General features: G+C 70.1%; 22 protein-coding genes and 1 pseudogene. 12 read left to right on the top strand and 11 right to left on the bottom strand.

Going from position 1 to position 22,965, the window contains the following annotated elements:
- Positions 1-128: 128 nt before the first annotated feature.
- Both HDA41_RS21430 and HDA41_RS21425 read right to left on the bottom strand, forming a co-directional pair.
- Positions 129-1,073 (bottom strand): hypothetical protein, encoded by a 945-nt coding sequence (locus HDA41_RS21430; protein ID WP_184986214.1) that lies wholly within the window; start codon positions 1,071-1,073, stop codon positions 129-131.
- Positions 1,070-1,426, bottom strand: a complete 357-nt coding sequence (locus HDA41_RS21425) for a PadR family transcriptional regulator (protein ID WP_184986212.1) — start codon at positions 1,424-1,426, stop codon at positions 1,070-1,072. Before HDA41_RS21425 ends, HDA41_RS21430 begins: the two co-directional genes overlap by 4 nt.
- Positions 1,427-1,872: 446 nt before the next feature.
- Here HDA41_RS21425 and istA point away from each other — a divergent pair, with 446 nt between their 5' ends.
- From istA to HDA41_RS43000, 3 genes and pseudogenes are all read left to right on the top strand, one after another.
- Positions 1,873-2,838: an IS21 family transposase gene (gene istA, locus HDA41_RS21420; RefSeq protein ID WP_230299467.1), complete on the top strand. Its 966-nt coding sequence runs from the start codon at positions 1,873-1,875 to the stop codon at positions 2,836-2,838.
- Positions 2,778-3,677: an IS21-like element helper ATPase IstB gene (gene istB / locus HDA41_RS21415; protein WP_311772153.1), complete on the top strand. Its 900-nt coding sequence runs from the start codon at positions 2,778-2,780 to the stop codon at positions 3,675-3,677. The genes istA and istB overlap by 61 nt, the downstream gene beginning before the upstream one ends.
- 570 nt (positions 3,678-4,247) lie before the next feature.
- Positions 4,248-4,376 (top strand): annotated as a pseudogene (locus HDA41_RS43000) (hypothetical protein); the annotation flags it as partial.
- On the opposite strand, the gene HDA41_RS42995 reads toward HDA41_RS43000, so the two are convergent.
- From HDA41_RS42995 to HDA41_RS21390, 5 genes are all read right to left on the bottom strand, one after another.
- The gene (locus HDA41_RS42995; RefSeq protein ID WP_446563325.1) at positions 4,359-5,027 is read right to left on the bottom strand and encodes an FtsX-like permease family protein; all 669 of its coding nucleotides are present in this window, start codon (positions 5,025-5,027) and stop codon (positions 4,359-4,361) included. The pseudogene HDA41_RS43000 and the gene HDA41_RS42995 overlap by 18 nt on opposite strands.
- A 584-nt stretch (positions 5,028-5,611) precedes the next feature.
- Entirely contained in the window at positions 5,612-5,806 is a 195-nt protein-coding gene (locus HDA41_RS21405; RefSeq protein ID WP_376706806.1) for a hypothetical protein, read from the bottom strand.
- On the bottom strand, positions 5,803-7,098 hold the full coding sequence (locus tag HDA41_RS21400; RefSeq protein ID WP_184993615.1) for a lipase family protein: 1,296 nt from the start codon (positions 7,096-7,098) through the stop codon (positions 5,803-5,805). Before HDA41_RS21400 ends, HDA41_RS21405 begins: the two co-directional genes overlap by 4 nt.
- A 601-nt stretch (positions 7,099-7,699) precedes the next feature.
- A complete protein-coding gene (locus HDA41_RS21395; protein WP_184986209.1) occupies positions 7,700-8,053 on the bottom strand; it encodes a cupin domain-containing protein in 354 nt (117 codons plus the stop codon).
- A 926-nt stretch (positions 8,054-8,979) separates the two neighbouring features.
- Complete coding sequence (locus HDA41_RS21390) at positions 8,980-9,396, bottom strand: hypothetical protein (RefSeq protein WP_184986207.1); 417 nt, start codon at positions 9,394-9,396, stop codon at positions 8,980-8,982.
- A gap of 247 nt (positions 9,397-9,643) precedes the next feature.
- Between HDA41_RS21390 and HDA41_RS21385 the strand changes: the two genes are divergently transcribed.
- Complete coding sequence (locus HDA41_RS21385) at positions 9,644-10,702, top strand: PucR family transcriptional regulator (protein WP_184986205.1); 1,059 nt, start codon at positions 9,644-9,646, stop codon at positions 10,700-10,702.
- A gap of 19 nt (positions 10,703-10,721) precedes the next feature.
- On the opposite strand, the gene HDA41_RS21380 is transcribed toward HDA41_RS21385, so the two are convergent.
- Positions 10,722-11,282, bottom strand: a complete 561-nt coding sequence (locus HDA41_RS21380) for a DM13 domain-containing protein (RefSeq protein WP_184986203.1) — start codon at positions 11,280-11,282, stop codon at positions 10,722-10,724.
- A gap of 458 nt (positions 11,283-11,740) precedes the next feature.
- Between HDA41_RS21380 and HDA41_RS21375 the strand changes: the two genes are divergently transcribed.
- Positions 11,741-13,279: an alanine/glycine:cation symporter family protein gene (locus HDA41_RS21375; protein WP_184986201.1), complete on the top strand. Its 1,539-nt coding sequence runs from the start codon at positions 11,741-11,743 to the stop codon at positions 13,277-13,279.
- A gap of 78 nt (positions 13,280-13,357) precedes the next feature.
- On the opposite strand, the gene HDA41_RS21370 is transcribed toward HDA41_RS21375, so the two are convergent.
- The 3 genes from HDA41_RS21370 to HDA41_RS21360 form a co-directional block, all read right to left on the bottom strand.
- Entirely contained in the window at positions 13,358-14,626 is a 1,269-nt protein-coding gene (locus HDA41_RS21370) for a cation:proton antiporter (protein WP_184986199.1), read from the bottom strand.
- A gap of 260 nt (positions 14,627-14,886) precedes the next feature.
- Positions 14,887-15,690: a calcium-binding protein gene (locus HDA41_RS21365; RefSeq protein WP_184986197.1), complete on the bottom strand. Its 804-nt coding sequence runs from the start codon at positions 15,688-15,690 to the stop codon at positions 14,887-14,889.
- Between the two features lie 66 nt (positions 15,691-15,756).
- A complete protein-coding gene (locus HDA41_RS21360) occupies positions 15,757-15,930 on the bottom strand; it encodes a hypothetical protein (RefSeq protein WP_184994186.1) in 174 nt (57 codons plus the stop codon).
- A 571-nt stretch (positions 15,931-16,501) separates the two neighbouring features.
- Between HDA41_RS21360 and HDA41_RS21355 the strand changes: the two genes are divergently transcribed.
- The 7 genes from HDA41_RS21355 (at position 16,502) to HDA41_RS21325 (ending at position 22,937) form a co-directional block, all read left to right on the top strand.
- Positions 16,502-17,344 carry an SDR family oxidoreductase gene (locus HDA41_RS21355; protein ID WP_184986195.1) on the top strand — a complete coding sequence of 281 codons (843 nt, stop codon included), beginning with the start codon at positions 16,502-16,504 and terminating at the stop codon, positions 17,342-17,344.
- Between the two features lie 38 nt (positions 17,345-17,382).
- Complete coding sequence (locus HDA41_RS21350; protein ID WP_184986193.1) at positions 17,383-18,468, top strand: type I phosphomannose isomerase catalytic subunit; 1,086 nt, start codon at positions 17,383-17,385, stop codon at positions 18,466-18,468.
- Positions 18,469-18,496: 28 nt separating this feature from the next.
- Positions 18,497-19,330 carry an alpha/beta fold hydrolase gene (locus HDA41_RS21345; protein ID WP_184986191.1) on the top strand — a complete coding sequence of 278 codons (834 nt, stop codon included), beginning with the start codon at positions 18,497-18,499 and terminating at the stop codon, positions 19,328-19,330.
- Complete coding sequence (locus HDA41_RS21340) at positions 19,327-20,202, top strand: sugar phosphate isomerase/epimerase family protein (protein WP_184986189.1); 876 nt, start codon at positions 19,327-19,329, stop codon at positions 20,200-20,202. Before HDA41_RS21345 ends, HDA41_RS21340 begins: the two co-directional genes overlap by 4 nt.
- Before the next feature lie 92 nt (positions 20,203-20,294).
- Complete coding sequence (locus HDA41_RS21335) at positions 20,295-21,830, top strand: fused MFS/spermidine synthase (RefSeq protein ID WP_184986187.1); 1,536 nt, start codon at positions 20,295-20,297, stop codon at positions 21,828-21,830.
- 53 nt (positions 21,831-21,883) lie between these two features.
- On the top strand, positions 21,884-22,324 hold the full coding sequence (locus HDA41_RS21330) for a DUF5990 family protein (protein WP_230299468.1): 441 nt from the start codon (positions 21,884-21,886) through the stop codon (positions 22,322-22,324).
- 409 nt (positions 22,325-22,733) lie between these two features.
- Positions 22,734-22,937: a cold-shock protein gene (locus tag HDA41_RS21325; protein WP_004986771.1), complete on the top strand. Its 204-nt coding sequence runs from the start codon at positions 22,734-22,736 to the stop codon at positions 22,935-22,937.
- Positions 22,938-22,965 lie beyond the last annotated feature (28 nt).

The following is a 22,965-nucleotide window of genomic DNA, read 5'->3' as shown; positions in this document are numbered from 1 at the left end:
CGGGATTCGCCAGCGACCCTGCGTCCATCCGCGCTCGCGGTACCGGCGCGCAGGGCGACCCACAGCGCATCTCTCCTGGATGACCTTCAATGACCGATCTCTGTAGAGCTACGGATCGGTTTTCAAGATCACATCCGGCTTGGCGGGGTTGACTGGAAGTGGCGCCGGCGCGCGCGGAGGAAGGGCACCGTGCTGCTGAGCAGGACCAGGAGCAGGACAACCACGCCCGCGGGGGTGAGCTGGACCGTCACCTGCAGCGTGGTGGGCAGCACGGCCACCGCCACTCCCGCGACGGTCAACCGGTTACGCGTGCCGAAGAGCAGGGCGATCGCGAGGACCCCGGCCCACAGGACCCCGGCCCACAGCGGGCCGATGTCGCTGAGAACGCCCAGGGTAAAGAGGTAGTACATGTCGACGAGCTGCACGCCCGACACCAGGACGGCCGCCAGGGCGGTGGTTCCCATGATCGTGCGGCGTTGTGACAGGGAGGGGCCGAGCAGATCCCTGGGTGCGGCGAGGACGACGGCGCCGGTGAGCAGCGGCACGGCCAGTCGGATCACTGCGATCGAGGGGGTGCCGTGGAAGCCGGAGGAGGTGAACGCCGCCAGCAGGACGTCGGCCAGGCACAGCACCATCGCCGGCACGACCAGTGCACGGGCCACGGTCCAGCGCCCGGTCCAGACAGCCGCGAGCGCCGCCAGCCAGAGCAGCGGCGTGAGGCCCGTGTTGGCCAGGCTCAGCACATTCGGGAGCGAGGACGCCGGCAAGGTCCGGACGCCGGGGGCGAAGAGCCACAACAGGCCCGCCACGAAGCTACCCGTCGCCACGGCGACAGCCAGCGGGGCCGCCTGCGCAAGGACCTGACCCGCCATCCGGTCGGAGCCCAGGCCGGTGCGCCGCCGCAGGCCATGGCCGGCGACATCGAGCGCCTCGCGCAGCCGACCGAGCGGGCCGGCACCCTGCGTCGCCTCGGCATAGATCGCGGTCAACTCGGCTTCGTGCTCAGCGCGGTAGGCAGCCGGATGGAGGCGCAGCGCCCAGCGGAACGCGAGTGAGCTGTGCTGCTGCGTCATGCCAGGGCCCCCTTCGGGCGGATGACGTGGGCGCGACGGGCGGCCAGTCGACGCTCCGCCTCGGCGACGACAGCACGCAGCCGCTCCGTCTCGGCGGCCAGCACGTCTCGGCCGGCCTCGGCGAGGGCGTAGACCTTGCGCGCCCGACCGTCCACGACCTCCTCGCGCTCGACCCGGATCAGGCCCTGCTGGGCCAGCCGGTCCAGCGCGCCGTAGAGAGTACCGGTGCGCATCCGCACACGGCCCTGGGAGATCGCGTCGATCTCCTGAATCAGTCCGTAGCCGTGCCTGGGCTCGTCGGCCAGGGCAGTGAGCAGGAGCAGCGTCGGCTCCTGAAGCGGTCGTTCATTCATGTCGCCTATATATATCAGCGACCGACATATGTTGTCGATCGATTCATCGTTCTGCCGCCCGGAAGCCCGATCCGCTGCCTGGGGGCCTGCGCCGCTGTGGCGGCGGCACGTCAGCGGGCTGATATCGCCCAGTCGTGTCCTGGACTGCAATGACCAACCAGCCGATAGTTCGTGACGAAGAGGGCGCTCCGTCAGGGTGCGCCGCACTGACCGACGCCCCGGTGGTTTTGTACGTGGGAACGGACACCACTTGTTACTCAGAGCGGGGAGCGCCCGGTTTCGCCGGAGGGCGATGTCTCTGGGTTCTGACAACACTCGGGGGCTTGCGGTGGGAGCATGGACGTGCTCTGCGGGATGAGGCAGCGATGGCGCCACCGAAATCCAAGGTCGACTTGTACGCGGCGATCCGCCGTGATGCCCGGGCAGGGATGTCGTACCGGGCCTTGATGCGTGAGTACGGAGTCGGATTCCGCACGGTGAAGGCCGCGTTGGAGTCGGTCTGGCCGGAGCCGCGGAAGAAGCCGCGGCCGCGCGGGACCCGCCTGGATGCCTACAAGCCGTTGATCGACCAGATGCTCCGGGCGGATCTGGATGCGCCGCGCAAGCAGCGTCACACGGTCAAGCGGATCTTCGACCGGCTCCTGGACGAGCACGGGGCGGAGGCGGTGACCTATCCGATGGTGCGGGCCTATGTCGCCGACCGGCGCCCCCAGATCGCCGTTGAGGCCGGCCGCGGGGTGGTACACGCGTTCATTCCGCAGTCCCACAGGCCGGGGGCCGAGGCGGAGGTGGACTTCGGCGACGTGAAGGTACGTCTGGCCGGTGAGCAGGTCACCTGCTTCGTGTTCGCGATGCGCCTGTCGTATTCGGGCAAGGCCGTGCACCGCGTCTTCGCCTCCTGCGGCCAGGAGGCATTCCTCGAAGGCCACGTCCACGCTCTCAGCGTGCTGGGCGGCGTCCCGACGGGCAAGGTCCGTTACGACAACCTCCGCTCCGCGGTCTCCCGGGTGCTGAGCTCGCGGTCCCGCGTGGAGAACGAGCGGTGGACCGCGTTCCGGTCGCACTTCGGCATCGATGCTGCGTATTGCCTGCCCGGCATCGAGGGCGCCCACGAGAAGGGTGGCGTGGAGGGGCAGATCGGCTGGTTCCGCCGCAATCACATGGTCCCCGTCCCCGAAGTCGCCTCCCTCGCCGAGCTCAACGCGATGATCGAGCAGTGGGACGAGGAGGACGAACGGCGCCGGATCGGGTCCCGGCCACGGCCGGTGAGCGAGTACTTCGCCGTCGAACGGCCGTTGCTGCAGCCGTTACCGGACGAACCCTTCGAGACGGGGAGGCTGTTCAGCCTGCGGTGGACCGCTTCAGCCAGATCAGTGTCCGTACCAACCGCTATTCGGTGCCGGTGCGGCTGATCGGCCGGACCGTCCGGGCCATGCTGCACGCGTCCGAGCTGGTGGTCTACGACGGCCAGCAGGAGGTCGCCCGCCATGAACGGCTGATCGCCAAGGGGAAGACCCGGCTTGATCTGGACCACTACCTGGAGGCGCTGGTCCGCAAGCCCGGTGCGTTCGCCGCCGCCCGCGACCAGATGTCCTATCGCGGCTTCCTCGCCGAACTGCTGATGGCCGAGTGCGACGCCCGGGCCCGCCGCCGCTCCGAACGGCGCATCAAGGCGGCGCAGTTCCCGCGGGAGAAGTCGCTGCGGGCCTTCGACTTCGAGGCCAACGGGAACGTCGACGCAGCCGTCATTCACACCCTGGCGACCTGCGAGTGGGTCAAGAAGGGCCTGCCGCTCTGCCTGATCGGCGACTCCGGCACGGGCAAGTCCCACCTGTTGATCGCGCTCGGCACCGAAGCCGCCATGGCCGGCTTCCGGGTCCGCTACACACTCGCCACCAAACTGGTCAACGAGCTGGTCGAAGCCGCGGACGAGAAGATCCTGACCAAGACCATCGCCCGCTACGGACGCGTCGATCTCCTCTGCATAGACGAACTTGGCTACATGGAGCTGGACCGTCACGGCGCTGAGCTGCTGTTCCAGGTGCTGACGGAGCGTGAGGAGAAGAACAGCGTCGCCATCGCCTCCAACGAGTCGTTTGGAGGGTGGACAAAAACATTCACCGATCCACGGCTTTGCGCGGCCATCGTCGACCGCCTCACCTTCGGCGGGAACATCATCGAAACCGGCACTGACTCCTACCGGCTCGCCAGCGCCAGGGCCGCCCGGGCGCAGAGCGCAGCCTCAGGCTGACCCGTCCGAGCCTCAAAAACCAGCCAGAGACTGCGTTCACCGCTATCCGTGCCACGACCGAGTGCGCGTGCGCTGAACACGCTAAGCCGGGCGGGGGAGCGAGTTGAGGCCGTCGATCGCGATCCCGCATCACCGCCCCCAGACACCTCCCCGACTAACGCGTCCAGCGGATACCCGCATCGGACCACGATCGTCTGGATCAAACTCACCCAGGCGCACGGCATGGATCAGTTGCGGCCTCCGGTGTTGTCACTTCTCGTCGACATTTCCGACCCGAGTGATCGCTAAGTGCTTCCGGAAACCGCCGACGAATGTTGTCCGTTCCCACCTACGAAACCACCCCGGCCTGTCCCGAGTGCAGCCAGCCGATGAGGTCCGGCGGCTTCGTCCTACTCAGCGGGAGGAAGATGGCCGACGGACCTGCCGGACGCTATGGAGGTGCACCAGTCGGCATGTCTGGTGGTGCTGGGTCGACCGGCCGGACGAGCCTCTGGAGGTCTGCCCCGTGCCGGAATGTTCCGCTGACATCCAACGCTGACATCAACGCCCAGGCTCGGCCCTACCGCGGACATGCCAAGTAGGGTGCCGCTCATCACCACTTCTCCTGAGCACGTCGACAGAAGAGAAGACCTGGCTGCCTTCGTCCGTGCCCTCCACCGGAGCCACACCGAGGAGGGCCACTCATGGGAGAACGCGGACCTCGCGAGTTTCTTGGAGGCGCTGGCAGCATGGATCGACGACGCGGACGGCCAGGACGGTGACGATCCTGCCGAGCAGCCGGACCACCCAGGGCCCGATCACGGCGAACGCCAGGAAGACCGCGGCGAACGCGTACACCGCGAGGGAGTCCTCGCTGCCGTACTTCTTGGTGATCAAGCCGTATCCGGCGACGACGGCCACGAAGACCACCACCCGCACGGCGCTCGCTCCCCGGCTGCGCGACCGGCGTGCCACGCCCAGCGGGCCGACGACCACCTGACGGAGCCCGGCGAGCGCGCTGATGACGACCAGCGCGATCACTCCGGCCGTCACCGCCAGCAGCGGCGCCGCGCCGATCCACAGGTCGGCCGTGTACCAGGCGCCACCCGCGAGCGGCAGGCTCGCCGCCACCGGCAGCAGCACGGCGTATCCCACGGCGCCGAGCAGCGCCCCGGCCGTTCCGGTCAGCAGCGCTTCGGCGGCCGTCAGCCCGGCGATACGGCCCGGCGTGGCGCCCATCAGGCGTAGCGCGGCGAGCCGCTGGTCGCGTCGGGAGACCGACAGCCGCGCGGCGGAGGCCGCCAGCACCAGCAGCGGAACGATGACGAGGACGGTGGCGACCCGGGCCACGGACTCGTACGCCTTGCCCATGCCGTCTGTCAGCGGCGCGCCGGTGAAGGACGCGACGCGGGTGGGGGTGGCGATGTCGCCGACCCGGCGCGGATCGGGCGCGCGCTCGGCGGTGACCGCCGGGTCAGTGGGGCGGTGTCCGACCACCGCGACGAGTTCGCCGGGGTGGGCCAGTGCCGCGCGGCCCAGCGTTCCGGTGGGCGTGCCGGGGATGGGGTGGCGGTCGGCGGGCAGCCGGTCGAGCAGCGCCCCGAGCGCCGGGGAGACCCACAGTTCGCCCGGGGCGGGGAAGCGGTCGAGGCCGGGCGGGGCGGGAGCGGTGCGTCCGGGCAGCCGGGCGACGTCCACGACGGTGACAGGCACTCCCCGGGTGAACGTCGTGCCGACCGCCTCGACGGCCACCGGACGGGAGGACTCCACCGGGTTTCGCCAGTCGGTGCGGTCCGAGCGGTGCTGGAAGCCCAGGTTCATCGCGGCGCACAGCAGCAGCAGTGTGGTGGACACGGCCGCCGCCGCGACCGCGAGCCCGGTGGCGAGCAGGCCGGTGCGGCCGCCGGCCCGGGTGAGCCGCCAGGTCAGCGCCCAGGTGGTGCGGTCCAGTGCCCTCATCGCCGGTACCCCGCCTTCGCCTCGGCGCCGGTCTCCGTCTCGGCCCCGGCGTCCGTCTCGGCCTGGGCTCCGGCCAGCCGGCCGTCGCGGACCTGCACCGTGCGGTCGCACCAGCGGGCCACGTTCGCGTCGTGGGTGACGACCAGGGCGGCGCCCTGACGGCGGCTGACCTCCACCAGCAGGCGGATCACCTCCAGGCCGGCATCGTCCAGCAGTTGGACACGGCCGGCTCACCCTCCAGACGGTCGGTGAGCCAGGAGATCGCCTCTCCCTGGTCGGTGAAGAGGGGGGCGAGGTGGTTGGTGAGGATCCTGTCACCGAGGTTGGGCAGGTCGACGGCCTCGTAGGTGACGTTGCCGCCCTTGCGGCACCAGTCCACGGCCAGCTGGCGGGCCTGGCCGTGCGGAACGATGTCGTCCTGGACGCCGGTGGCCACACGGACCGGACCGGTCGGCTTGAGCGTCCCGATGCGCTGGTCGTCGAGGACGGCCTGGGCGCGGGGTTCGGCGGCGATGATGTCGGCGATGGGCTTGCCGCTGGTCGTCCACGCCGTGCTCCGGGTGAAGCCGTAGCGGAGGATCGAGTCGCCGACGCACATGGTCGAGGTGTCGGCGAGGGCCTCGCGCCCGGCGTCGTTGAGGTTGGTCTCGATGACGCCGCGCAGGTCGGGGTCGGTCTGGGCGAAGCCGTTGATCGCCCAGCCCAGGGCGCCGACCAGGGCGCTCCCGTCGATGCCCTTCATGACGGCGGTCAGGTTGGCGGGCGGCGCGCCCGAGTAGGTGCCGGCCAGCTTGACGTCGGGAGCGTAGGTGGGCTGGAGTTCGGCCGCCGACGCGCTGGCGCCGCCGCCCTCGCTGTAGCCGTACAGGCCGACGCGGGAGCCGGAGGCGAGGGACGTGCCGGGGAGAGCGCGTGCAGCGCGGACGGCGTCCAGCACCGCGTGCCCCTCGTCCAGGCGGTTGACGTAGGTGTGCAGACGGTCGGTGGCGCCCAGGCCGACGTAGTCGGTGACGACGACGGCCGCTCCGGTGGCGAGGAGACGGTAGATCGCCAGGTTCTCGTACGCGACGGACAGGGTCTCCCCGCTGACGGTGAGCGGGTGTTGCAGGGCGAACGAGGGCGCGCACTGGTCGCCCTGGCCCATGGTGCCCGAGGCCACCGCCACCAGGGGGCGGGGCCCGTCGCCCTCCCACTGCGCCGACGGCTCGATGTAGGCGCCGGTCACCGCGACGGGGCGGCCGCTGGAGTCGGTGGACTTGTACATCAGGCGGGTGGCCGTGCCCGGCAGGGGGCGGCCGTCGAGGCCGGGCAGCGAGAGCCCCAGGGGGAGGGGCTCCTGCCGGATCAGGGTGCCGTTGGCGGCGGGCAGTTGGGCGGGCGGGGTGTAGAAGGCCGGGATGGCGACTCCCCGGGACACGACGGGTTCGGTGTCGGTCCCCGTGGCGGCGTCGGCCGGGGTCGCGGTGACACAGACGCAGGCCACAGTGGCGATCACGGTGGCGGTCAGGCGGTTGAACGTGGAACGCGGACGGCTTCTGTAGCGGCTCACGGTGCACTCCTCGCGCTGCTTCGTTGCAGGGTGCGCGAAAAACTAGCACCGTTAGTTAAAGTCGATAGCGCCGGAGTAAGTTACGCTGCGGTAACGATTTGCGAGAGTGAGCGCGTGACGTGGTGAAGCGGGCCGGGCTGACCGTCGAGGCGTCGTCCCTGCCGAGTGGCCGCCTCCCGGAGCAGACCCCGCACCGTCTCCAGTGCCCTCGCCCGGCCCTCGGGCACCAGCCCAAATGCGCGTACACCGGCCCAAGAGACCGTCCTCGTCGAGCGCCGCCTGGTGGCGGATCGCCCACAGCGTCAGCCTCGATGACGGGGCGTTCGGTACTTCGCGCTCGTTGAGCCGGGGGTCGCGGGCGCTCGGTGCTGCCTGGAGGACGGTGCCCAGGTGCCGTACTGCCGCAGCAGGCGTGGGGGTGCCGGCAGGGCGCCGAGGGTGCGCGAGGGCGCGGCGCCGACCAACGGGCGACCAGGCCTTCTGGGCAGGTTGCCCTAGCGAGAGGTCTCAACGATGGGGTCCTGCGGCATCGGCGTCACGACACGGTCAGGTAGATCTTGCGCACGGTTTCGATGGTCTTCCAGACACCGACGAAGCCCGGCTTCATGACAAAGCTGTCGCCTGCCTTGTAGACCACCGGTCCGCCACCTTCCGGCGTGATTTCGATGACGCCGGAAAGGATGTGGCAGAACTCGAAGGTCTCGCCCTTGACCGAGCGCGTCTCGCCGGGCGTGGCTTCCCAGACACCCGTATTGATCGTTTCCCCGCGGGCGACGTCCTGGGCCCAGGTCCTGTAAGTCGGGTCGCCGGAAATCAGGCGTTCCGGCAGCGGGCCGGACTCGCGGGGTGCGAAGGAGGGATGGGTGTCGATGGTCTTCAGGAGCGACATGCTTTTCCTCTACTGGTTTTGGGAACGACGCACAATCGGGAGCGGACATACCAAGCGTCACCGGGCCGAGTTCCACCAGGCTCGTCGCGCATCTCGGACCAGGGCCTGACGGCTGCCCGCCCCGGTCTCGGCCGCGAAGTGCCGGATGGTCGGCTCGAAGCGGGAGGGGGTGCTGTCCGGCCTCCGCCGCCCTGGTGGTGGCGGAGGCGTGCCGATCACCGAAGGCGACCTGATGGGCGACCTCGGCAATCACCGGCTTGACCTTGCCCGGGCATGATGCGCGAGCGGGCGTGCACCGGCGGCGTGGATGGTGCGACTGTTGCGGTCCATCGAGAGTCTCCGACGCCCCGCACGGAGCCCACGCGTGATCTGTCCGTTGCGGGCACGATGTTCGGACGTTGTGTCAACCGGGGGCCGGAGGCGGCGCCCACGGCTCCGGTCGGCCCAAGGAGATGCTGAAACTCCGCCGTATGCTCCCGCAGCGGTGCCCTTCCGACCAGCTTCCGCTGCCAAGGCTCGGACGTCCGTCAGCCACCGAGCGCGGCTCCCGCACCCCTGAGCCGGCGCCGTGCCGACAGCGTGCCCATAGGAGCGGACAACCCGTTCTGGGCAGAAGCACCAGGGCGGTCGGGCCGACCACCAGTTCTGGTGCCGTGACCAGTGGGCTTCCCTGAGTGATGGCACCGAGTACGAGACGCAGGGCCATCGCCGCGCCCAGAGCGCTCGCTGCCAGGCGTGCCCGCCGTCGGGCGACCGCCGCGTCCGGCGCGCGCCCGGAAGCCCGCGGCGGATGGATTCCTCCCATCTCAGTCTCCGCCACCGTCCGGCATCGGCCGTGCGGCGTGCCGAGCCGCCAGCGCGGCCAGTTCGACGTCGTTCATGACGGGTTGGACGCGTGGGCCGGCGGCGAGTCCGCGGGGCACCGCTCAGGCGGCCTGGTCCACGTGGTCCCGGGCCTCACCACGTTCGGGCGGGGCGGGTTCGTCGGGGAAGAGCCGGTGCAGGGGACGTACCAACAGGCAGGTCAGTCGCCATGCGACGGGCAGGACCGCGACGGGCAGGACCATGCGCAGCAGCCCGGTGGCGGGACACGGCGGCGCGCACGCGGCCAGCAGGAGGACGCCTCCGACACTCAGGAACCAGGCCACGGCCGTCAGCGTGGAGACGGCTACCGCAACAGGTACGCCGTCCATGCCCCAGGCACGGAGGTTCGCGTCCGCGTCGAAACTCCCGACCGAGGTGAAGCCCGCGGCGACGAGGAGCCAGAAGCACAGCACCACGACGAGGGCGGTGGTCAGGAGGATCGTGGGCGGGCCGGTGGCCACCGAAAGCAACGTCCGCATGCCCAGACCCCCGTCCCGTCCGCACTGCCCGTCCACCGTGCTCGGCGGCGCACCGCTCGCTCCGGGTTCCGGTGCCGGACACCTGCCGGTGTCCGGCACCGAAATCCCCCGTAGTGCTCCCCGCGAACCATCCTGCATCGTGTGCACAGGCCCGCGCATTGCCGGTTCCCGGCAGTGTTGTCTAGGGTCTGCATGCCGGTCGGCCGCTGACAAACCGTCAGCGGCGCGTCAAGAACTCGGGGGCACCATGGCGGAGTCGGAGATTCCAGAGGAATATCTGGCGGGCTATGCCCGGATCCTGGCCGAGGTCGCCGCCACCGGCCGGCGTCTCACCCGGGAGGAACTCACCTCCCGTCGGGCGCTCGGGGAACAGGCGGCCGACGCCGGACACGGATTGCGGGCCCTGGTCAGCGCCCATCTGACCGCCGCACGCGCGGCCTGGCCGGCCGGCCCCGCGTCGGCCGACAGCGTCCTGGCCGCCGTGCAGCAGGTCACAGACGCCTTCGCCGAGGGCTTCGAGCGGGCTCAGCGCCAGGCCGTACGGCAGGAGGAGGCCGCACGCCGCGAGTTCATCGACGACCTCCTGTACGGCCGCAGCGACCTCGGGCGCCTCGCCGAACGCGCGGAACGCTTCGGTCTGCGTCTCTCGCACGCCCATGCCGTCGCCGTCGCCGAGGGCCCGACCGCCTACGAGGAGGGCGATCCCGTCCCCCGCCAGGTGGAACGCGCCCTCATCTCCCGCTTCGGCGACCGCAGCATCCTGCTCACCACCAAGGACGGCCGGCTGCTGTGCATCGCCCCCGGCCCCCAGGACGAGGTCCTCGCCCACTTCGCGAAGCAGGCCCATGCCGCCACCGACGGCGGCCGGGTCGCCATCGGCCGCCCCCAGCCCGGCCCCGGCGGGGTCGTCCACTCCTACGAGGAGGCGCTCAACGCCCTGGAACTCGCCGAGCGCCTGGAACTGGAGGACCCGGTCCTGCGCGCCGCCGACCTGCTCGTCTACCCCGTCCTCACCCGCGACCGGCAGGCCATGGCCGAGCTCGTCCTCGCCACCCTCGGCCCGCTCACCACGGCCCGCGGCGGCGCTCAGCCCCTCCTGGACACCCTCACCGCCTACTTCGACTCCGGCTGCGTGGCCGCCGAGGCGGCCCGACGTCTCACCCTCAGCGTGCGGGCCCTGACCTACCGGCTGGAACGCATCCACAAGCTGACCGGCGCCAACCCGGCCGATCCGGCCCACCGTTACATGCTGCAGACCGCGGTGATCGGCGCGCGGCTGCTGGACTGGCCCGCACAGGACCTCTGACGGGCCCCCGCGGACGAGGTCAGGCGCGCGCCAGCTCGGCGGCGCCGAAGGACACGTCGAAGCGGTCGCACCAGATGCTCACGCTTGTGTACCGGGACGGATCGACGTCGGCGGGCACGGCGTAGTTCTGACTGCCTTTGTTGCCCTTGAGCTTGCCGAGGCTGACGTACGCGCCGTCGTCGAAGACGTGCCAGCCGGCCCGCCCCTCCTTCACCGGCGCGTCGGTCAGCCACACGCGCAGATCCGGGCCGTTGCTGGTGTCGAGGTCCTCCAGCCGTACGACGTGGGAGCCGTCGGGAAGCCGTACGAGCTTCACGCTGCCCGAGGTGGCGTGCTCGTGGCTGATCAATGCGCCGCCGGCCAGCGTCCGGGGCTGCGGAGCCGGGGAGGGCGACGCGGAGGGCACTCCGGCCGCAGGCGCCGTCGGGGCCACCACGCCGGGCAGGGCCTCCCGCACGGTTTCGTCCTGCCACAGCTTCCACGGCTGGAACCAGTACGCCCCCAAGCCGACGCCGGTGACCGACACCACCAGCACCCCGATGGCCAACGGCCTCCCCAGCGTCTTCCGTCCACGCCCCATGCCCGCCTCGATTCCTGAGTGCTCCCTGCCGCCTCTATTCAACGGGCTCATCGGGCGGCGTGTACCCCGGCACGGATGACGGAAGTCTTACGTCGTGGCGGCAGCCGTGAGCATGGCCGCTTTCTCGATAGGTGTCCGATGAACGGATCTCAGACTCCGCATAACGGTCTGATATCGCTCGCTGGGACTTTCGACTGTAACTGCGAGTCATGTGACTTGAGTCACTAAAGACATGGCAAAGCCTGTGGTAGAACTGCGCAACTCCGCAGGTGACACCGCTCAACACCACAGCGCGGAGCGGTCGGCATGCACCGGCAGCACGACCCGGGTGATCACGATCCGCATCCACGGACAGCCCACCCAGTGTCGCCGATCGGACAACGGCGTTCGTTCAGAGACCGCACATCAACCGGCGGCACTTCCCCGTGCCCCGGGCTCGCACCATCGAGGTAGCCACTGTGTCACTCGACTCCGTCACCCAGAACGTCGACGAAGCCGTCAGCGATTTCTTCGAGCCGATAGCCAAGTGGCTCGGGAAAGTCGTCTTCTACGCGGTTCCCGTCGGCGGAACTGAACTTCCCCTCATCGTCGCCTGGCTCGTCGTCGCCGGTCTGGTCTTCACCGGCTGGTTCGGGTTCGTGCAGGTCCGCAAGTTCAGACTCGCGGTCGACGTGGTGCGCGGGAAGTACGACGAGAAGGGGTCGGCCGGTGAGGTCAACCACTTCCAGGCCCTGACCGCCGCCGTCTCCGGCACGGTCGGCCTCGGAAACATCGCGGGTGTGGCCGTCGCCGTCTCCATCGGTGGCCCGGGCGCGACGTTCTGGATGATCCTGTGCGGCCTGCTCGGCATGGCCACCAAGTTCGTCGAGGTCACCCTCGGTGTGAAGTACCGCGAGGTGCACGCCGACGGCACGGTCTCCGGCGGGCCGATGCACTACCTGCCCAAGGGTCTCGCCGACCGCTTCGGCGCGGGCGGCAAGAAGCTCGGCAAGGTCCTCGCGGTCCTCGCCTCCTTCATGATCCTGTTCTTCGGCCTGTTCGGCGGCAACCTCTTCCAGGTCAACCAGTCCTACGCCCAGCTGGTCAGCGTCACCGGCGGCGAGGACGGCCCGATGGGCTCCTCCGCCGGCGCGCTGTTCTTCGGCATCCTCGTCGCCGCGCTCGTCGGCATCGTGCTGCTCGGCGGCATCCGCTCCATCGCCAACGTCACCAGCAGGCTCGTGCCCGCCATGGCCGGCATCTACATCGCGGCCTGCCTGGTCGTCATCCTGGTGCACGTCACCGAGCTCCCGGCCGCCATCGGCACGATCATCGAGGGCGCCTTCAACCCGCAGGGCGTCGCCGGCGGTGTGCTCGGCGCGCTGATCATCGGCTTCAAGCGGGCCGCCTTCTCCAACGAAGCCGGCCTGGGCTCCGCCCCGATCGCCCACTCGGCGGTGAAGACCAAGCACCCCGCCAGCGAGGGCCTGGTCGCCCTGCTGGAGCCGTTCATCGACACCGTCATCATCTGCACCATGACCGCGCTGACCATCGTCATCGCCAACCCGGCCAGCTGGGCCGAGGCCCGCAAGGACCCCGACTCCATCGGCGGTGTCACGATCACCTCCGACGCCTTCGAGACGGTCCTGCCCTGGTTCCCGTACATCCTCACCGTCGCGGTGCTGCTGTTCGCCATCTCCACCGTGCTGACCTGGGGTTACTACGGCCTCAAGGCGTGGACGCACCTCTTCGGCCGCAGCAGGGCCAGCGAGCTGACGTACAAGGTCGTCTACACCCTGTTCGCCATCACCGGTTCGCTGCTGACGCTGCAGACCCTCATCGACATGGCCGACGCGGTGCTGTTCATGCTCGCGGTCATCAACATCATCGGCCTGTACCTGCTCGCCCCGGTCGTCAAGCGCGAGCTCGGCTCCTTCCTGGAGTTCGTCCGCGCCCGCAACGCAGGTGAGACCACGGACGGCGACGAAGACCAGGAGTCGGTGAAGACCACCGTCTGACCGCCCCCGCGGCCCCGCTCCGGTACGGGCCCGTACTCACCTCGCGCCTTGGTGAGTACGGGCCCGTACGCCTGCCGCCTACGACCGACCGCCGAGCTCCGCCTCGTCGCGCCGCCGGTCCAGGTAGCCGATGGCCGGGGTCGCCATGACGCCGTGCAGCACCACCGAGATCACCACCGTGAGGGCCACGGTCGCCCACAGCTCCCGCTCCAGCCCGCCGAAGGAGTCCTGCCCCAGCGCGTAGGACAGGTAGAAGAGCGAACCGATGCCCCGGATCCCGAAGAGGGCGACCACGGCTCGTTCCTTCTTCCCCATGGCGGTCCGTACCTGTGCCAGCCACCCGGTCAGCGGCCGTACGACCAGCAGCACGAGAACGGCGACCAGCGCGCCCATCAGCGTCAGGGCGGACAATGCGCCGGCCACCAGGTAACCGCCGAGCAGGAACAGCAGCACGGCCGTGAGCAACCGCTCGATCTGCTCGGTGAACTCGTGCAGCACCTTGTGATAGCCATGGCTGCGCTCGGCGGCCCGGATGACGCAGGCGGTCACGAACACGGACAGGAAGCCGTAGCCGTGGAGCACCTCGGCGACGCCATAGGACAGGAAGGTGGCTCCCAGCGCCACGAAGCCCTCCATGTGCTCGGACAGCCGCAGCACCGACGTGCGCACGCGGAAGAACATCCACCCCAGCAACCAGCCGGCACCACCCCCGACGGCCAGCCCCACAGCGCACTTGCCCAGCAGGTCGGTCAGCGCCCACGAACCGATCCAGTCCGCCGACCACCCCGTCCCGGCCGCCGCGGCGAGGGCGATGGCCGCGTAGGCGAACGGAAAGGCGAGTCCGTCGTTCAGCCCGGCCTCACTGGTCAGGGAGAACCGCACCTCGTCCTCGTCGCGCTCGGTACCGAGCGGCTCGCCCACACGCACCTCACCGGCCAGCACGGGATCCGTGGGCGCGAGCACGGCCCCCAGCAGCAGGGCGGCAGCGGGCGGCCAGTCGAGCAGCCCCCAGGCCAGCAGGGCGACGACCGCCACGGTCAGCGGCATCGTGATGCCCAGCAACCGCCATGTACCGGACCACCGGCGCCATCCGAAGGGCCGGTCGATGGCGAGCCCCGCGCCCATCAGGGACACGATCACACACACCTCGGTGGTGTGCTCGACCCACAAGCGATCACGAACGGGATCCACGGCCGGCACGCCCACCGGCAGCAACTCGATCAGAACCCCCGCGGCAAGGAAGACCATGGGCAGGGAGAACGGCCGCTTGGACACCACCCGGGGCAGCACAGCCGCCCCCAGTGCCCCCAGGCCCAGACAGACGTAGACCACGTCTGAAAGCGTCACTGCGACCTCCTGCCAGACGCGGTCATTTCCAAGCCATGTGTGTACCCCGTCCGCACGGGTCCCTCGCCCGAGTCGTCACCGAGTACGCCCACCGACGACCCGGGTGGAGCTCCGGCGCCGGGTGAGGTGACCCCGCCTCATCCGGCGCCGGCTACGCACCACGGCGCCCCGCCAGGACGTTGCTGCCGGGAGCGGTGGGTGGGGTGCACGCCCCTGCACACCCATGGGGTTGCGGTGGCTCCCGCTGCCTCACGTTCGGGTTATTGCACGTCCACGAAGTCGCCGGTCGCCTTGACGGCCGGGGTGGTGGAGGTCCCTGCGAAGTTCCAGCGCCAGTAGCCGTCTTCGGAGGCGGTGACCGTGGTCGTCAGGTTGCCGGTGCTGGAGGTGTACACGGTCTTGACGGTCGCGTAGGTCGTGGTGCCGGCCTTGCGGAACTGGAGCTTCACCGGCTGGCTGGTGTAACCCCGGTAATCGAGATTGTCCCAGTCGGCCCGGGTGAGCCTGCCGGTGACGGTGAGGGTCTTGCCGCCGGCAGCCGGTTCCGGGCCCGCGTTCACGGTGAGCACGGACTGGCGCTGCAGACGGGTCGTGGTGTAGCTCGCCGTCTGGGTCCAGCTGTCGTCGTTGGCCACCCCCTGCACACTGACCTTCCAGGTGCCGGCGTGGGCGTTGGTGAGCGCGGTGCCGCCGTACTTCCAGTCCGGTTCGAGGGAGATCGTCTGCGAGCAGGTGGAGGTGGTGGCGCTCGAGGCGACGCAGTCCGCATGGGAGTAGTACTGGTTCGACACGATGCGGTCGTCGTAGGTCTCGTAGGGGTTCGCACCGTCCGGTCCGCGCCACAGGACGAAGTCCGCGTCCTGGATGCCCGACGGGTGGGTGAAGGTCCCCGAAACCGTGACCGTCTTGGCGTAGAGACCGACGACGATGTACTTGCCACCGTCGAAGGAAACGTTGCTGATGTGGACGTCGGTCTGGGTCTCGCCCGCGTAGGCACCGGGGGCGGCGTAGCCGGCCAGCGCGGCGACGGCGCTGAGCAGGGCAAAGGCAGCGCGCTTGCGCATGTGTCTCCTTCACAGAGGGAAGAGTGGGAACCCGCCGAGTGGGAAAAGCGGGGCAGTTGAAGCCGGTCAGGGACCGGTGACCGACTTGATCGTGTACGGGAAGCTCTCCTGCTGCCAGATCACCGTGAACCGCGAGGTCGGGCGGGTGTCGACCTGGGGGACCCGGCCGTCCGACGTGAGTGTCCTCACGGTGCCGAAGGTGCCGGAACGGCTGATCAGGCGGGCGCCGGCGACGTCCACGCCGCCTCGGCGTTCATGGCCATCGTCGCGCTGACCGCGATTCCGGCCGCCGCGGCGGCGGAAACCCCGGCAAGAACACGACGCTTCACCGAACGCCGATGACGTGCTGCACGCGGAGCCACCCTCATCCCCCATTTCCGTGACTCGGGCACAGCCGTCACAGGCCGCCCCCAACATCCAGCGCACCTGCATGCTCAAACGTCACACGCGTACGGACGGACAGACGGACATGGGCGTTCTGATGAGGCGTGGGTTCTCAGGCCGGGGAACAGCGGCGACCCCGTAGAACCCGAACTTCCCGATCTGGGCCGCACAGGGGTTGGCGTGCGCCGGGCGTCAAGTCCGGTTTGTTCCCACGCGCCCCGGGTACCCCGCCCGGCGCGAGGGGCACCGTCACCCTTCCTCTTTGCCGCACCTCTGGCGTGGTGGCCCGTGCGCAGCCGACGGCATCACGACCTCCATTCCGGCATTCCGACATTCCGAACCAGTCACCGTCCGGTCGGGAACGGGCAGACACGCGCCCGTGTGCCACCCGACCGGAACGCAAGGAAAGAGAAGGAGGTTTGTCCCCATGAACAAGCCCGCACAGCAGCAACAGCCCCCGGGGACCGAGGCGGAGCTGCAGCCCAGGGCCGACCACGGTGAGCACAGTTACCGCGGATCGGGCCGGCTGGCCGGGAAGAAGGCCGTGATCACCGGTGGTGACAGCGGCATCGGCAAGGCCGTCGCGATCGCCTACGCCCGCGAGGGCGCCGATGTCCTCCTCTCGCACCTGAACGAGGAGGAGGACGACGCCCGCGACACGGCGCGCTGGGTGGAGGAGGCCGGCCGCGAGGCCGTCCTGGTGCCGGGCGACCTGTCCGATCCCGCCCACTGCCGGGAGGTGGTGGCCCGGGCCGTCGAGGCGTTCGGCCGCATCGACGTCCTGGTCAGCAACGCGGCGTTCCAGATGTTCCGCGACTCGATCGAGGAGGTCCCCGACGAGGAGTGGGACCACACGCTGGCGACCAACCTCAGCGCCATGTTCCACCTCTGCAAGGCGGCGGTGCCGCACATGAAGTCGGGTGCCTCGATCATCGCGTCCACCTCGGTGAACTCCGACTCGCCGCCGCCGGGCCTGCTGGCGTACAACGCGACGAAGGCGGGCATCGCCAACATGGTCGGCTCGCTGTCCCAGTCGCTCGCCGAGCGGGGCATCCGGGTCAACAGCGTCGCCCCCGGTCCCATCTGGACGCCGCTGATCCCCGCCACGATGCCGCCCGAGCAGGTCGAGGACTTCGGCGACGAGACGCCGCTGGGCCGGGCCGGGCAGCCGGCCGAACTCGCCCCCGTGTACGTCATGCTCGCCTCGGACGAGTCCGCGTACGTCTCGGGCGCGCGCATCGCCGTCACCGGCGGTCAGCCCATTCTCTGAGACTCACGGTCAGAGTCCATCAGCAACCAGGAGGGACCGTGGACTGGTATCCCTTGCGGCTGACCACCCCGGTCAAGCAGCACGTCTTCGGCGGCCGGGCCCTCGCCGAACGGCTGGGCCGTACCGGCCTGCCCGACGGCCCGGTCGCGGAGACCTGGGAGGTCAGCGATGTGGACGGCGAGGGAGCACGGGTCGCGGACGGCTCGCTGGACGGCCGCACGCTGCGCCGGCTCGTCGAGGACCACCCCGACGAACTCGTGGGGCGCGGGTGGCGCGGCCCGCGTTTCCCGGTGCTGACCAAGTTCATCGACGGCACCGGCGCCCTTCCGGTCCATCTGCACGCCGACGACCACACCGCGCGCCGGCTGGAAGGCGAGCCCAACGGCAAGACCGAGGCGTGGCACGTCCTCGACGCGGCCCCGGGAGCCACCGCCCTGGTGGGGGTGAAGGCCGGTGTGGACCGGGACACCCTGCACCGGGCCCTGCTGGCGCAGGACTTCGACGCGGTCATGCGCCGGCTTCCGGTGCGGGCCGGGCAGACCGTCTACGTACCCGGCGGCACCCTGCACAGTTTCGGCCCGGACACACTGGTCTACGAGATCGAGCAGACCTCCGACATCCAGCAGCACGCCATGCGCCGGCGCATGGAGGACGACTCGGAACTGGACGACGGGGAGTGGCACACCAACCTCGGGCGGCTGCTCGACGAGTGGCGTCCCGGATCGCGTCCCGAGTTCCACTCCGGCTTGAGCATCCAGGTCGATGACGGAGTGGAGCACACCGTGCTGTGCGCCGGGCCGTACTTCGCCCTGGAGCGGTGGCGGGCGGGCACCACGGCCCCACTGGTGCACGACTTCTCCACAGCGCTGGTCGTCAGCAACGCCGGTGCCCCGGTCACCGTGGAGTCCGGTGGCCGGTCCGAGCGGCTCGGGCGGGCCCGGAGCCTGCTGCTGCCGGCCGCGCTGGGCCGCGTACGGATCCAGGGGCCCGCCGACGTCCTCCTCGGCTACCTGCCCGACCTGGAACAGGACATCCGCACGCCGCTGCTCGCGGCGGGGCACGGGGCCGCCGCCGTGGCCGCGCTCGGTGAGGGCCTGACCGACCCTCGGACAGAAGGCACGTAGAAGGCCAGAAGCACGGAGAAGGAGACCCATGGGCACCATCACCACCAGCGACGGCGTCGAACTCCACTACGAGGAACAGGGCACCGGCCCTCCCCTCGTCCTGATCCACGGCTGGGGCTTCAGCGGCCGCTTCTTCACCCGCAACCTGGACGCCCTCGCCGAACACGCCCGCGTCATCACCGTCGATCTGCGCGGTCACGGCGACTCCGGCAAACCCCGCCACGGCTACCGCGTGTCGCGGCTGGCCAAGGACCTGTTCGAGCTCCTCGAAGCACTCGACCTGCGCGAGGTCACCGTTCTGGGCTGGTCACTGGGCTGCCCGGTCATCTGGAGCTATCTGGAACTGTTCGGCAGCCACCGCCTGGCCCGCGCGGTGTACGTCCAGCAGGCACCCCGCCAGTACTACGCACCGGACTGGAAGCACGCACACGCCACCTGCTACGACGAACCCTCCCTGGCCGCCCTGCAGACGCAGCTCACCTGCGACCCCGCGGCCTTCGACGAGGACCAGGTCCGCACCATCCTCACGGCCGAACCCACCCCGCGGGAAAGGGACCTGCTCCTGGCCGAGATGGCCAAGTCCCCCGCGTACGCACGCAACGCCCTGATGGCCGACCACACCCGCCACGACTGGCGTGATCTGCTGCCCACGATCCGGCTGCCCAGCCTGGTCCTGGTGGCACGTCAGGACCAGGTGTTCCCCTGGCAGGGCCCCGCCTGGGTCGGCGAGGCGCTCCCGGACGCCCGGACCGTCTTCTTCGAGCACAGCGGCCACGCGCTGTTCTTCGACGAGCCGGAGAAGTTCCACCGGACGGTCACCGGCTTCCTGACCGGCAGCAACGGCACGGAGGTACTCGTATGACTCCCACGGACAGCACCGCACCTCCGTTCGCCTTCCCCTACGGCGTCAACCAGTTCACCACCATGCCCTGGTCCTTCGAGGAGGACCTGACGCACTACGCCGGCCTGGGGGTCGAAGCGATCGAGCTGTGCGAGACCAAGCTCCACCAGGACCATGACCGCGCCAAGGCGCAACTCGCGTCGGTCGCCGAGGCGGGACTGCCGATCAGCTCGGTCCAGCCCGTCGTACGGACCGTGTTCCCCAGCGAGACCCAGCCGGACCCCGCCGATCGGCGTGACCGGCTGGCGCGCTTCCGCCGCAGCGTGGAGCTGATCGCACCGTTCGCCCCGGGCGCGGTCTTCGTCACCAACACCGGGCCGGCGCCCGACGGAAATCTGCACGAGGCGATCCGCCAGGTCGTCACCCATCACCGCGAACTGGCGGACATCGCCGCCGAGAACGGCGTACGGATCGCGCTGGAACCCCTCAACCCCGTCCTGCTCAACGCGGAGACCGCCATCTGGACCTACCGGCAGGCGCTCGACATCGTCCAGGAGGTCGACCGCGAGAACGTGGGCGTCTGCCTCGACCTGTGGAACCTGTGGCAGGACCCGGAGCTCGTCCCCCGTCTCGCCGACGCCCCCGACCGCCTGTTCCTGCTCCAGGTCAGCGACTGGCGCACACCCCGCTCGCGGATGGACCGGCGCGGCGTCGGCACCGGCGACATCCCGGTCGGCCGACTGCTGCACGCCGCCCACGGCGTCGGCTACCGCGGCCCCTGCGTCCTGGAGATCTTCTCCGACAACGTGCCGGACTCGCTCTACGAGACGGACCTGGACGATCTCCTGCGCGACAACCGGACGGCCCTCGAGTCGGCCTGGCGAACCGGCTGAGCGCGGGCGGGGACACGTCTTCGGCCCGGGCCGGAAAGGGTGCTCGCGGCTTTCTCCCCTCCGGTCGATGAGTCGCGTGGAAGGATGTCGGCGTGACCGGATCGTCTTCCTCGCCTGCCGCCGAGGGCACGCCTCACCACGACGGCCTGGGTCCCCGTACCGCCGCAGTGCTCGTGTTCGGGTCCTCGGCCGCAGTCCTGGTGGTCGAGATCGTCGCGCTGCGGCTGCTGGCTCCCTACCTCGGCCTCACCCTTGAGACCAGCACCATGGTGATCGGCATCGCCCTCACCGCGATCGCCGTCGGCTCCTGGATGGGCGGGCGCATCGCCGACCAGGTCGATCCGCGCCGGCTCATAGGCCCCTCGCTCGGGGTGTCGGGAGCGGTTGTGGCGCTGACCCCTGCCGTGCTGCGCAGCACCGCGGAGTGGGCGCCGGCGATCCTCCTGCTGATCGCGTCGCTGACCATCCTCGTGCCGGGCGCGCTGCTCTCGGCGGTGACGCCGATCGTCACCAAGCTGCGTCTCACCAGCCTCGCCGAGACCGGAACGGTTGTCGGCCGGCTGTCCGGCGTCGGCACCGTCGGCGCCATCGTCGGCACCGTCCTCACCGGCTTCGTCCTCGTCTCGCGGTTGCCGATCAGCGGCATCCTGATCGGTCTGGGGACACTGCTGGTGGCTGGCGCGGGGCTGGTCGAGTGGCGCACGCGCGGGTGGAGCGGCACCCCTGCCCTGACTCTCGTGGTCGTCGCCGGCGGCCTCGCCGTCACGGTCGCGCCCGGTGGCTGCGACACGGAGACCAGGTACCACTGCGCACGGGTCGTGGCGGACCCCGACCGGGACAGCGGCCGCACCCTCGTCCTGGACGGCTTGCGCCACTCCTACGTCGACGTCGACGACCCGACCTTCCTCGAATTCGAGTACGTGCGCGCCATCGCGTCGGTGGTCGATGCCGCCTTTCCCGAAGGTGAGCCACTCGCTGCCCACCACGTGGGCGGCGGCGGGCTGACCCTTCCCCGATACCTCGCGGCCACGCGGCCCGGGACGCGCAGCCTGGTGTCCGAGATCGACAGCGGGGTCGTGCGCATCGACCGCGACCACCTCGGCCTGAGACCGGGAGCGGGCATCGACGTGCGCGTCGAGGACGGCCGGCTCGGCCTGCGGCGACTGGACGCCGGCAGTCGTGACCTCGTCGTCGGCGACGCCTTCGGCGGCGTCAGCGTGCCGTGGCACCTCACCACGGTGGAAGCGATGACTGACGTACGGCGGGTGCTGGACGAGGACGGCCTGTACGTCGCCAACCTCATCGATCACGGTGGCCTGGCCTTCGCGCGTGCCGAGGCAGCCACCCTCAGCGAGACCTTCGAGCACGTCGCCCTCGTCGGCGAACCCACCGACATCGGCCTCGACCCGACCGCCACCGTCCAGGGCGGCAATCTGGTGGTGATCGCCTCCGACCGGCCGGTCGATCTGCGCGCGATGCAGGAAGCGCTGGACGCCCGGCAGACCGGCTGGAAGATCTCCACCGGCGACGACCTCACGTCCTGGATCGGCGACGCCCGGCCGCTCACCGACGACTACGCGCCCGTCGACCAGCTCCTCCAGCCCTACAGCCCGCAGAGCAGCCGGTGACAGGACGCCGCGAGGCCCACCTGTGCCCGGACGATGGCGGGATGATGGCTGCCATGCGCATCCGCATCGACGCCGTCGACCTGCCCGGCACAGTCCCCGCGTACGGCAACCTCCACGTCGCCGTCCAACGCCGCGACCGCCCGGGCGAACTCCTCGATCCGCAGCCCGGCGACGCACCGTCCGCGACATGGACCCTGGAGTGCACCACGAGTACCTCGCCGACCGGCATCGAGATCAAGGGCCCTTACGTGCAGGACCGTCTGGGCCGACGGTTCGTCTACCTGTCGTGGGGCACGGTCGACGAGTCGGGCGTCTTCACGATGTTCCGCCGCGCCAAGCTGATGCTCGACGTCATCCCCGCCGACGTGCTCGCCGCCGCCGCACGCGACGGACTGCTGGTCGGACGCCTCGGCCTGACCGACCCGCGGGGCGGGCCCCTGTGCGCCCGCGTCGAGCCCCCGCACATCACCTGGACCGCAGGACACGCGGGCTAGCCCCCCCCCCCGGAAGGCCACCCGTTTGCCGATGTGACCTTCATCGCGAACGCGGGGTCCCGGCGCGTTCGCCGTGGTCCCGCCCGTCGGTGTCGGCGGCTGCGGCGCAGGGGCCATCCCGGGAGGTCATGGCGCTGCGGCCGGACGCGGCGACAGGAACAGTGCGTCGGCGCGGGGCCAATATCTGTTTTTGTGAGATGAGAAATTGGTGCGACCCACGACGAGTATTCCTCGGGCGTCGGACAGGGCGGAATTGTCGCTCCGCACATCGCCGGTCGCGCCATGCTACTGTCGATCTCAGTTGCAGGTGTGGTTGCCAGAAGGTTCATTTTCCTACGGGGTAATCAGCACGGCGACGCGGAATCCGCACAGGGCGAATTCCGAACATCGTCTCCGAAGGAGAATTAACATGGCTACTGGCACCGTGAAGTGGTTCAACGCGGAAAAGGGCTTCGGCTTCATCGAGCAGGACGGCGGCGGCGCCGACGTCTTCGCCCACTACTCCAACATCGCTGCCCAGGGCTTCCGTGAGCTGCTGGAAGGCCAGAAGGTGTCCTTCGACATCGCGCAGGGCCAGAAGGGCCCGACGGCCGAGAACATCGTTCCCGCCTGACATCGCGGCAGCAACGCATATTTCGCAG

It is taken from the genome of Streptomyces caelestis (assembly GCF_014205255.1).
In the GTDB taxonomy this organism is placed as follows: domain Bacteria; phylum Actinomycetota; class Actinomycetes; order Streptomycetales; family Streptomycetaceae; genus Streptomyces; species Streptomyces caelestis.
Note: the sequence above shows the minus strand (reverse complement) of the source record. Positions and strands in the feature narration are given on the sequence as shown.

Coding starts and splice junctions, on each gene's coding strand:
- HDA41_RS21430 (WP_184986214.1), bottom strand. CDS start 1,073: ATGACGCAGCAGCACAGCTCACTCGCGTTCCGCTGGGCGCTGCGCCTC.
- HDA41_RS21425 (WP_184986212.1), bottom strand. CDS start 1,426: ATGAATGAACGACCGCTTCAGGAGCCGACGCTGCTCCTGCTCACTGCC.
- istA (WP_230299467.1), top strand. CDS start 1,873: ATGCGTGAGTACGGAGTCGGATTCCGCACGGTGAAGGCCGCGTTGGAG.
- HDA41_RS42995 (WP_446563325.1), bottom strand. CDS start 5,027: ATGGGCAAGGCGTACGAGTCCGTGGCCCGGGTCGCCACCGTCCTCGTC.
- HDA41_RS21395 (WP_184986209.1), bottom strand. CDS start 8,053: ATGTCGCTCCTGAAGACCATCGACACCCATCCCTCCTTCGCACCCCGC.
- HDA41_RS21390 (WP_184986207.1), bottom strand. CDS start 9,396: ATGCGGACGTTGCTTTCGGTGGCCACCGGCCCGCCCACGATCCTCCTG.
- HDA41_RS21385 (WP_184986205.1), top strand. CDS start 9,644: ATGGCGGAGTCGGAGATTCCAGAGGAATATCTGGCGGGCTATGCCCGG.
- HDA41_RS21380 (WP_184986203.1), bottom strand. CDS start 11,282: ATGGGGCGTGGACGGAAGACGCTGGGGAGGCCGTTGGCCATCGGGGTG.
- HDA41_RS21365 (WP_184986197.1), bottom strand. CDS start 15,690: ATGCGCAAGCGCGCTGCCTTTGCCCTGCTCAGCGCCGTCGCCGCGCTG.
- HDA41_RS21355 (WP_184986195.1), top strand. CDS start 16,502: ATGAACAAGCCCGCACAGCAGCAACAGCCCCCGGGGACCGAGGCGGAG.
- HDA41_RS21345 (WP_184986191.1), top strand. CDS start 18,497: ATGGGCACCATCACCACCAGCGACGGCGTCGAACTCCACTACGAGGAA.
- HDA41_RS21340 (WP_184986189.1), top strand. CDS start 19,327: ATGACTCCCACGGACAGCACCGCACCTCCGTTCGCCTTCCCCTACGGC.
- HDA41_RS21330 (WP_230299468.1), top strand. CDS start 21,884: ATGCGCATCCGCATCGACGCCGTCGACCTGCCCGGCACAGTCCCCGCG.
- HDA41_RS21325 (WP_004986771.1), top strand. CDS start 22,734: ATGGCTACTGGCACCGTGAAGTGGTTCAACGCGGAAAAGGGCTTCGGC.